Source organism: Cupriavidus sp. R6-3 (assembly GCF_059772245.1).
Map to the genome: position 1 here is coordinate 1 of NZ_JCBAJO010000176.1, position 9649 is coordinate 9649.

General features: G+C 67.7%; 8 protein-coding genes and 1 pseudogene. 2 read left to right on the forward strand and 7 right to left on the reverse strand.

The window, feature by feature from the left end; all coding sequences use genetic code 11:
- The 7 genes and pseudogenes from AC6EI8_RS20175 to rpsB form a co-directional block, all read right to left on the reverse strand.
- Positions 1-231 (reverse strand): annotated as a pseudogene (locus AC6EI8_RS20175) (1-deoxy-D-xylulose-5-phosphate reductoisomerase); the annotation flags it as partial.
- A gap of 19 nt (positions 232-250) precedes the next feature.
- Positions 251-1072, reverse strand: a complete 822-nt coding sequence (locus tag AC6EI8_RS20180; RefSeq protein WP_498382710.1) for a phosphatidate cytidylyltransferase — start codon at positions 1070-1072, stop codon at positions 251-253.
- Between the two features lie 44 nt (positions 1073-1116).
- On the reverse strand, positions 1117-1887 hold the full coding sequence (gene uppS, locus AC6EI8_RS20185; RefSeq protein WP_498382711.1) for an undecaprenyl pyrophosphate synthase: 771 nt from the start codon (positions 1885-1887) through the stop codon (positions 1117-1119).
- Between the two features lie 69 nt (positions 1888-1956).
- The gene (frr, locus tag AC6EI8_RS20190; protein ID WP_149319031.1) at positions 1957-2517 is read right to left on the reverse strand and encodes a ribosome recycling factor; all 561 of its coding nucleotides are present in this window, start codon (positions 2515-2517) and stop codon (positions 1957-1959) included.
- A 110-nt stretch (positions 2518-2627) separates the two neighbouring features.
- Entirely contained in the window at positions 2628-3338 is a 711-nt protein-coding gene (gene pyrH, locus AC6EI8_RS20195) for a UMP kinase (RefSeq protein WP_006578101.1), read from the reverse strand.
- Positions 3339-3656: 318 nt separating this feature from the next.
- Entirely contained in the window at positions 3657-4535 is an 879-nt protein-coding gene (tsf, locus tag AC6EI8_RS20200) for a translation elongation factor Ts (RefSeq protein ID WP_064577112.1), read from the reverse strand.
- A gap of 303 nt (positions 4536-4838) precedes the next feature.
- The gene (rpsB, locus tag AC6EI8_RS20205; protein ID WP_006578103.1) at positions 4839-5582 is read right to left on the reverse strand and encodes a 30S ribosomal protein S2; all 744 of its coding nucleotides are present in this window, start codon (positions 5580-5582) and stop codon (positions 4839-4841) included.
- A 387-nt stretch (positions 5583-5969) separates the two neighbouring features.
- Between rpsB and map the strand changes: the two genes are divergently transcribed.
- Together map and AC6EI8_RS20215 are read left to right on the forward strand one after the other, a co-directional pair.
- Positions 5970-6788: a type I methionyl aminopeptidase gene (map, locus tag AC6EI8_RS20210; RefSeq protein WP_150081601.1), complete on the forward strand. Its 819-nt coding sequence runs from the start codon at positions 5970-5972 to the stop codon at positions 6786-6788.
- Positions 6789-6919: 131 nt separating this feature from the next.
- Positions 6920-9505, forward strand: a complete 2586-nt coding sequence (locus tag AC6EI8_RS20215; protein WP_498382712.1) for a [protein-PII] uridylyltransferase — start codon at positions 6920-6922, stop codon at positions 9503-9505.
- Positions 9506-9649 lie beyond the last annotated feature (144 nt).

Sequence of the window (9649 nt, forward strand, 5' to 3'; positions counted from 1 at the left end):
CTCGGTGCCCACGCCGGCTACGCGCAGCCGCTCGAGCAGCTCGACGGCCGCGCTCTCGCTGCCGACCACCGCCCGCGCCGGGCGGAACTCGGCGCAGCGCTCGGCCAGCTTGTCGATCTGGCGATGCGCGGTCAGCGCATGCACGGCGTAGCGCTCGGGATGGCGCCGGATCACGTCCAGCGTGCTGTCGCCGATCGAGCCGGTGGCGCCTAGGACGGTAATGCGACGCATGAAAGAGGCCTGGGGAAAATCAGAGATACAGGATCAGCAGCGCGGCCAGCGGCAGCACCGGCAGCAGCGCGTCGATGCGGTCGAGCACGCCACCGTGGCCGGGCAGCAGCCGGCTGCTGTCCTTCTTGCCGACCTGCCGCTTGAGCAGCGATTCGAACAGGTCGCCCACCACGCTGGCGATCACCATCAGCGTGGTCAGCAGCGCCACCACCAGCAGGCCGTTGCGGTCGGCCACACGATCGAACCAGGTCGGCGCGAAGGCGTGGGTGGCCGCCAGCGACAGCGCCACGGCGAGCGCGAACAGCCAGCCGCCGATCGCGCCCTCCCACGACTTGCCGGGGCTGATCGACGGCGCCAGCTTGCGGCGGCCGATCGTCTTGCCGACGAAATAGGCGCCGATATCGGCGGCCCAGACCAGCGCCGCGGCCGACAGCAGCACGCCCACGCCGAGGCCGCGCAGCAGCATCGCGGCATGGCCGAAGGCGGGCAGGATCACCAGGCCGACCAGGCCGGCAACGATCGCGAAGGCCGGCGTGGCCTTGCGCACGCCGCGGGCCAGCAGCACGATGGCGACGCCCCAGGCGACCACCGCGGCCTGCATCAGCCACAGCATGGCGCCGCGCGCGGGCAGGTCATGCCAGGCGATCATCGCGACCACGCAGGCGATCGCGTAGATCCACGGGCCCGCGCCGCGCAGGCCGAGCAGGCGGCCGAATTCCCAGGCGGCCAGCGCCACGATCACCGCCATCAGGCCGGCCAGCGCCGCGGGCGGCGCCAGGAACAGGATCGGCAGGATCAGCAGCAACAGGCACAGGGCGGTGATGACACGGGTAAGAAGCATGCGCTGCGAGTCCCGGTTGGTTCGATGGCGAGCGGCCGGCCCGCTCAGGCGGTGCCGGACAGCCCGGACGGCGCCACGACCTGCGCGCTGGTGCGGCCGAAACGCCGTTCGCGCTGCCGGTACGAGGCGAACGCCCTGTCCAGTTCGGCCGCGTCGAAGTCGGGCCAGAACACGTCGGTGAAATAGAGCTCGGAATAGGCCAGCTGCCACAGCAGGAAATTGCTGATGCGCTGTTCCCCGCCGGTGCGGATGAACAGGTCTGGCTCCGGCGCGTAGGCCATCGCCAGGTGCGGCGCCAGCGTCGATTCCTCGATCGTCGAGGGGTCGAGCATCGGCTGCTGAAGCAGCATCTTGCGCACCGCCTGCAGCAGGTCCCAGCGGCCGCCGTAATTGGCGGCGATGGTCACCGTCAGGCCGGTATTGCCCGCGGTGCGGCGCTCGGCGTCGGCGATCAGCTGCTGGATGCGCGGGCTGAAGCGGCTCAGATCGCCAACCACCTTCAGGCGGATATTGTTGGCGTGCATCTTCACCACCTCGCGCCGCAGCGACATCATGAACAGCCGCATCAGGAAGGTGACCTCGTCGGCCGGCCGCCGCCAGTTTTCGGAACTGAAGGCGAACAGCGTCAGGTACTTGACCCCTCGCACCGCGCACGCCTCCACCACGGTACGTACCGCATCCAGGCCGCGGCTATGGCCGGCGACCCGCGGCAGATGCCGCTGCGTGGCCCAGCGCCCGTTGCCATCCATGATGATGGCGACGTGGGCCGGTACGTAACCGGTTTCGGGGATGGCGAGTGTGGAACTGATGTGCATGGTGGTGGACGGGTCCCCGACGGCGTCGCCGCGCCAGCCCACGGCGGGACTGGCGAGCGGCGCCGCGGCTCAGACCGTCATGATCTCCTTGTCCTTCTCGGCGACCAGCTTGTCGATCTCGGCGACATAGCGGTCGGTCAGCTTCTGCACCTCGTCCTGGCCACGACGCTCGTCGTCTTCCGAGATGCTCTTGTCCTTGACCAGCTTCTTGAACTGTTCGTTCGCGTCGCGGCGCAGATTGCGCACCGCCACCTTGGCGCTCTCGCCCTCGCCCTTGACGACCTTGGTCAGCTCCTTGCGGCGCTCCTCGGTCAGCGGCGGCATCGGCACGCGGATGACCTCGCCCATGGTGGCGGGGTTCAGGCCCAGGTCGGCGTCGCGGATGGCCTTCTCGACCGCGCCGACCATCTTCTTTTCCCACGGCTGCACGCTGATGGTGCGGGCATCGGCCAGGCCGATATTGGCGACCTGGCTGATGGGCACCGGCGAACCGTAGTATTCGACCTGGACATGGTCGAGCAGACCGGTGTGGGCACGACCCGTGCGGATCTTGGCCAGATCGGCCTTGAACGCTTCGATGGTCTTCTGCATCTTCTGCTCGGCGCTCTTCTTGATGTCGGCGACGCTCATCATAACCTCCGGAAAACTGGCTGCCATGACCCCGGCGGGCGGGGCCGAAAACGAATCATTCTACTCTGTGCCGTTGCGTGCGCCACCTCGCGGCGGCCCCGCACGGCGGCTCAAACGTGGACCAGCGTACCCTCGTCCTCGCCCAGGATCACGCGCTTGAGCGCGCCCGGCTTGACGATCGAGAACACCTTGATCGGCAGCTTCTGGTCGCGGCACAGCGCGAAGGCGGTGGCGTCCATCACCTGCAGATTGCGGGAGATCGCCTCGTCGAAGCTGATCGTGGTGTAGCGCGTGGCGCTGGGATCCTTCTTCGGATCGGCGGTATAGACGCCGTCGACCTTGGTGGCCTTGAGCACCACCTCGGCGCCGATCTCGGAGCCGCGCAGCGCGGCCGCGGTATCGGTGGTGAAGAACGGGTTGCCGGTGCCGGCGGCGAAGATCACCACCTTGCCCTCTTCCAGCTGGCGGATCGCGCGGGGGCGGATATAGGGCTCCACCACCTGGTCCATGCGCAGCGCCGATTGGACCCGGCCCTCGATATTGGCGTGCCGCATCGCGTCCTGCAGCGCCAGCGCGTTCATCATCGTGGCCAGCATGCCCATGTAGTCGGCGGTCGCGCGGTCCATGCCGGCGGCGCCGCCGGCGACGCCGCGGAAGATGTTGCCGCCGCCGATCACCACTGCCACCTGCACGCCGAGCTTCACGATCTCGGCAATATCATTGACCATGCCTTCGATCGTGGACCGGTTGATGCCGAAGGCATCGTCGCCCATCAGGGCCTCACCGGACAGTTTCAGAAGGACGCGCTTGTAGGCTGGCATATTCACCCTCGGGCTGGTTCGAGTCTTCGATCTGGGCCTTGCCCCGGAGGGCGGATGCCGCCGGGACCAAGCCGGCTTTCCCCGTGGCCCGGGCGCGTCGGCAGGCCCGAAGGGGCGATGCCAGTCAAAACGGGCGACGGCGAAAACGGGCTCCGCGGCCGGCTTCGAGACCGACGCGCTGGACGCATGCGCCGGCCGTTCGGGCGGCACGCGCCATTGTTCTCTCTTCTTGTGCCGAGGGGCACCTCGCGGTGCCCCTCGGGATTATACGGCGGGCCGTCATGGCGCCAGACCGGCGCCTGCCTCCCGCCCGGGATATCAGCCCTTCTGCGCGGCGGCGACCTGCGCGGCCACTTCGGCAGCGAAGTCGTCCTGGCGCTTCTCGATGCCCTCGCCGACCACGTACAGCGTGAAGCCCTTGACCGTGGTGTTGGCGGCCTTGAGCATCTGCTCGACGGTCTGCTTGTCGTTCTTCACGAACGGCTGGTTCAGCAGCGAGACTTCCTTCAGGTACTTCTGCACCGAGCCTTCCACCATCTTGGCGGTGATCTCGGCCGGCTTGCCCGACTCTGCAGCCTTCTGCTCGGCGATGCTGCGCTCCTTGGCGATCAGATCGGCCGGCACGTCGGCCGACGACAGCGCCACCGGCTTCATCGCGGCGATGTGCATGGCGACGTCCTTGGCGGCGACTTCATCGCCGTCGAACTCGACCATCACGCCGATACGGGTGCCGTGCAGGTACGAGACCAGCTTGCCGCCGCCGGCATAGCGAGCGAAACGGCGGATCGTCATGTTCTCGCCGATCTTGCCGATCAGCGCCGCACGGACCTGGTCGACGGTCTGGCCGTCCAGCGGCAGCGCCGACAGCGCGGCCACGTCGGCCGGGTTCTGCTTGGCGACCAGCTCGGCGACCTTGGCCGAGAAGCCCAGGAAGTCGTCGTTCTTCGAGACGAAATCGGTCTCGCAGTTCAGTTCGACCAGCGCACCGGTGGTGCCGTCGATGAAGGCAGCGACGACGCCTTCGGCAGTCACGCGCGAAGCGGCCTTGCTGGCCTTGTTGCCCAGCTTGACGCGCAGCAGCTCCTCGGCCTTGGCCAGGTCGCCGTCGGCCTCGGTCAGGGCCTTCTTGCACTCCATCATCGGCGCGTCGGTCTTCGCGCGCAGTTCAGCCACCATGCTTGCGGTAATTGCCGCCATTTGTCACTCCTTGATTGGTTCACGCCCCGCCCCGTTCCGCCGGACCTGGAAGTCCCGCGCCGCGGCCGGCCGCGTGGTGTTCAAAGACTCACCCGCCGTGATCGTAGCCACGCCGGATGACAATCATTCCTGTCTGCTTGCTGCTTGCTGCCCGTTGCCGGGCGCGCGCGAACCGCGCGCATTCAAAAAAGGGGGCGTACCATGTCGCCCCCTTTTCTGGTGGTCGCGCGGCCGGCGATGCCGCCGCGCGCCACGGGTCCGTCAGGGCCGTCCGGGCCGTCCCGCCTGCAGGCGGGCCCGACCTCAGGCTTCCTCGACTTCGACGAAGTCGTCGCTGCCGCGGACCGCTTCGACCACGTCCTGCACCGCGTTGGCGCGGCCTTCCAGGATCGCGTCGGCGACGCCGCGCACGTACAGCGCGACTGCCTTGCTCGAGTCGTCGTTGCCCGGGATCACATAGTCGATGCCGTCCGGCGAGTGGTTGGTATCGACCACGCCGATCACCGGAATGCCCAGCTTGTTGGCTTCGGTCACGGCAATCTTGTGGTAGCCGACGTCGACCACGAAGATCGCGTCAGGGATGCCGCCCATGTCCTTGATGCCGCCGATCGACTTCTCGAGCTTTTCCATCTCGCGCTCGAACATCAGCGCTTCCTTCTTGCTCATGGTGTCCAGCGCGCCGGCTTCCTTGGCGGCTTCCATGTCCTTCAGGCGCTTGATCGAGATCTTGACCGTCTTGAAGTTGGTCAGCATGCCGCCGAGCCAGCGGGCGTCGACGTAGGGCATGCCGGCACGGCCCGCTTCCTCGGCCAGGATCTCGCGCGACTGGCGCTTGGTGCCGACGAACAGGATGGTGCCGCGATTCGCTGCCAGCTGACGCACATACTTCAGCGCGTCCTGGAACATCGGCAGCGTCTTTTCCAGGTTGATGATGTGGATCTTGTTGCGATGGCCGAAGATGAACGGGGCCATCTTGGGGTTCCAGAAGCGGGTCTGGTGGCCGAAGTGGCAACCGGCTTCCAGCATTTCACGCATGGTGACGGACATTGAATTCTCCAAAAGGGTTCGGTCTGAAGTCCGCCCCGACATTCCTGAACAGGAACACCCCGGATGGGCGGACTCGCGATTTCGCGGACGTGGCAGGCTGCGCCATCCCGCACCCGCCCGGACCGCCGTCGCGCATCTCCGAAATCCTGACGTCAGGACTCCGTGAAGCGAGGCGAAGCCAAGCGAGCCCGCGATTGTAGCAACATCCCGGCCATCGCTCAAGCCCGCCCGACTTCGCCGATCCAGGAGGCACCTCCACGGTGCGGCGCCGGCTTCTCGCCGCCGCGGGGTGCGGCGGGCCCCCGATGGTGCGATAATCCCGGTTTGACAATCCAGAAACGGGCGCCAACCCCACTTGGCGCCCGTGACACTTTTCCGCGTCGCAGCATGAGCATCCATTTGAAGACCGCCGAAGACATCGCCCAGATGCGCGTCGCCTGCCGGCTGGCCAGTGAAGTCCTCGACTACATCACGCCGTTCGTGAAGCCCGGCGTCACCACCGGCGAACTCGACCGCCTGTGCCACGCCTATATGCGTGACGTACAAGGCACGGTGCCTGCGCCGCTGAACTATGCGCCGCCCGGCTATCCGCCCTTCCCCGGCGCGATCTGCACCTCGGTCAACGACGTGATCTGCCATGGCATCCCGGGCGATCGCGTGCTGAAGAATGGCGACGCGGTGAACCTGGACATCACGGTGATCACCAAGGAAGGCTATTACGGCGACACCAGCCGGATGTTCATCGTCGGCGAGGGCTCGATCCTGGCCAAGCGCCTGACCCAGGTGACCTTCGAATGCATGTGGAAGGGCATCGCCCAGGTGCGCCCCGGCGCCAGGCTCGGCGATATCGGCCACGTGATCCAGCAGCACGCCGAGGCGGCCGGCTACAGCGTGGTGCGCGAATACTGCGGCCACGGCATCGGCAAGAACTTCCACGAGGACCCGCAGATCCTGCACTACGGCCGCCCGGGCACCGGCATGGAGCTGCAGGCCGGCATGATCTTCACGATCGAGCCGATGATCAACGCAGGCAAGCGCGACATCCGCACGATGCCCGACCAGTGGACGGTCAAGACGCGCGACCGCAGCCTGTCGGCGCAATGGGAACACACCGTGCTGGTGACCGACACCGGCTACGAGGTGCTGACCGTCTCGGCCGGCACGCAGGCGCCGCCCGCCTTCATCACCGACACGCTCGCGGCCTGATTGCAGGGGGCGCCGGGAGGCGCCCCTGTCGTTTGGGCCGCGCCGATTCGCCGTTCACCGACATACGTCGCCACCGCCCTCGCCGCCACCTGCGCCCTCCTTCACCCATGTCGACCCAACCCGTCCCAGCCATGGATTCCTCTCCGGAACTGCTGCTCGCCACGCGCGTGCGCGACCGGCTCAAGGCCGGCAAGCAGGCGCTGTTCGACGCCTTCACCGGCGGCGGCCAGGTCGGCACGCTGCTGACGCGGCTGCGCCAGGCGGTCGACCAGGCGCTGGTCGAATGCTGGCGCGGCCTCGGGCTGCCGGCCGGGATGACGCTGGTGGCCGTGGGCGGCTATGGCCGCGGCGAGCTGTTTCCGCATTCGGACGTCGACGTGCTGCTGCTGTTGCCGGCCGAGCCGGACGCCGACACCGTCGGCCGCATGGAGAAGTTCATCGGCCTGTGCTGGGACCTGGGGCTGGAAATCGGGTCGTCGGTACGCACGGTCGACGATTGCCTGCGCGAGGCGCGCGCCGACGTGACCATCCGCACCGCGCTGCTCGAGGCCCGGCTGGTGACGGGCAACCGCACGCTGTTCGCCGAGCTGCAGGCGCGCTATCGCGCCGAGCTGGACCCGCGCGCCTTCTTCCAGGCCAAGCTGCTCGAACTGCGCCAGCGCCACGCCAAGTACCAGGACACGCCCTACGCGCTCGAGCCGAACTGCAAGGAAAGCCCGGGCGGCCTGCGCGACCTGCAGGTGATCCTGTGGATGACGCAGGCGGCGGGCTACGGCGACAGCTGGAAGGAGCTGCGCGACAAGGGCCTGCTGACCGAGCGCGAGGCGCAGGAACTGACGCGCAACGAGCGCCTGCTCAAGACCATCCGCGCCCGCCTGCACCTGCTGGCCGGACGCCGGCAGGACGTGCTGGTGTTCGACCTGCAGACCGCGCTGGCCGAGGCCTTCGGCTATCGGCAGAACGCCAACAAGCGCGCCAGCGAGCAGCTGATGCGGCGCTACTACTGGGCCGCCAAGGCGGTGACCCAGCTCAACAGCGTGCTGCTGCTCAATATCGAGGCGATGCTGTTCCCCAGCGAGTCGAAGGTCACGCGCGTGCTCAACGAGCGTTTCGTCGAGCGCCAGGGCATGCTGGAAATCACCAGCGACGACCTGTACGAACGCAATCCGCACGCGATCCTCGAAACGTTCCTGCTGTACGAGCGCACGCCGGGCGTCAAGGGCCTGTCGCCGCGCACGCTGCGCGGGCTGTACAACGCGCGCACCGTGATGGACGCGCGCTGGCGCAACGATCCGGTCAACCGCCAGCAGTTCCTGGCGATCGTCCAGGAGCCCCAGGGCATCACGCACGCGCTGCGGCTGATGAACCAGACCAGCGTGCTCGGCCGCTACCTGATCAACTTCCGGCGCATCGTCGGCCAGATGCAGCACGACCTGTTCCACGTCTATACCGTGGACCAGCACATCCTGATGGTCGTGCGCAACATGCGGCGGTTCGCCATCGTCGAGCACACCCACGAGTTCCCGTTCTGCAGCCAGCTGATGGCGAACTTCGACAAGCCGTGGGTGCTATGGCTGGCGGCGCTGTTCCACGATATCGCCAAAGGCCGCGGCGGCGACCACTCCAAGCTCGGCACCGCCGATGCGCGCCGCTTCTGCCGCCAGCACGGCATCGCGCGCGAGGACGCCAACCTGATCGCCTGGCTGGTCGAGCATCACCTGACCATGAGCCATGTCGCGCAGAAGCAGGACATGACCGACCCCGAGGTGGTCCATGCCTTCGCCCGCGTGGTCGGCAACGAACGCTATCTGACCGCGCTGTATCTGCTGACGGTGGCCGATATCCGCGGCACCAGTCCCAAGGTCTGGAACGCGTGGAAGGGCAAGCTGCTGGAGGACCTGTACCGCATCACGCTGCGCGTGCTCGGCGGCGCGCGCGTCGATCCGCATTCGCTGTGGGCGCAGCGGCGCGAGGAAACCATCGCCGCACTGCGGCTGCAGGCCTTCGACCCGGCCCGCGCCGAGGCGCTGTGGGAACGGCTGGACGTGGCCTTCTTCCTGCGCCACGACGCGCGCGACATCGCCTGGCTGACCCGCCATCTCGCCCACCGCGTCGACAGCGAGCAGCCGGTGGTCAAGGCGCGCGTGTCGCCTGCCGGCGAGGGGCTGCAGGTCGCCGTCTACGCCAAGGATCAGCCCGACCTGTTCGCGCGCATCTGCGGCTATTTCGAGCGCAAGGGCTTCTCGATCCAGGAGGCGAAGATCCATACCACGCGGCATGGCTACGCGCTGGATACCTTCCAGGTGTTCGATCCAGGCGTCGTCGGCGGCGGGCGCGAGACGTACCGCGACATCATCGCGCTGGTCGAGCACGAGCTGTGCGAGCGGCTGGCGCAGCAGGCGCCGCTGCCGGAGCCGTCGCAGGGCCGGCTGTCGCGCCAGTCGCGCAGCTTCCCGATCAAGCCGCGCGTCGATCTGCGGCCCGACGAGCGCGGCCAGTACTTCCTGCTCGAACTGTCGGCCAACGACCGCACCGGCCTGCTGTACGCGATCGCCCGCGTGCTGGGCCGCCACCATATCTCCGTGCATACCGCACGCATCAACACGCTGGGCGAACGGGTCGAGGACATGTTCCTCGTTGACGGCAGCCGCCTCGCCGCCGACAACCGGCTCGAAATCCAGCTTGAACAGGACCTGCTCGCGGCGCTCGAAATCTGAGCCGCGACACCATTGAAACCATGAGCGATCAACCCTCCCCCAAGCGCAAGACCTTGGGACTGAAGTCTGCGGCCGCCAGTCCCGCGCGCAAGAGCGGCGCCACCCGGCCGGTACGCGTATCCGACCTGAACCGGCGCCGCGTCC

Coding starts and splice junctions, on each gene's coding strand:
- AC6EI8_RS20180 (WP_498382710.1), bottom strand. CDS start 1,072: ATGCTTCTTACCCGTGTCATCACCGCCCTGTGCCTGTTGCTGCTGATC.
- uppS (WP_498382711.1), bottom strand. CDS start 1,887: ATGCACATCAGTTCCACACTCGCCATCCCCGAAACCGGTTACGTACCG.
- frr (WP_149319031.1), bottom strand. CDS start 2,517: ATGAGCGTCGCCGACATCAAGAAGAGCGCCGAGCAGAAGATGCAGAAG.
- pyrH (WP_006578101.1), bottom strand. CDS start 3,338: ATGCCAGCCTACAAGCGCGTCCTTCTGAAACTGTCCGGTGAGGCCCTG.
- tsf (WP_064577112.1), bottom strand. CDS start 4,535: ATGGCGGCAATTACCGCAAGCATGGTGGCTGAACTGCGCGCGAAGACC.
- rpsB (WP_006578103.1), bottom strand. CDS start 5,582: ATGTCCGTCACCATGCGTGAAATGCTGGAAGCCGGTTGCCACTTCGGC.
- map (WP_150081601.1), top strand. CDS start 5,970: ATGAGCATCCATTTGAAGACCGCCGAAGACATCGCCCAGATGCGCGTC.
- AC6EI8_RS20215 (WP_498382712.1), top strand. CDS start 6,920: ATGGATTCCTCTCCGGAACTGCTGCTCGCCACGCGCGTGCGCGACCGG.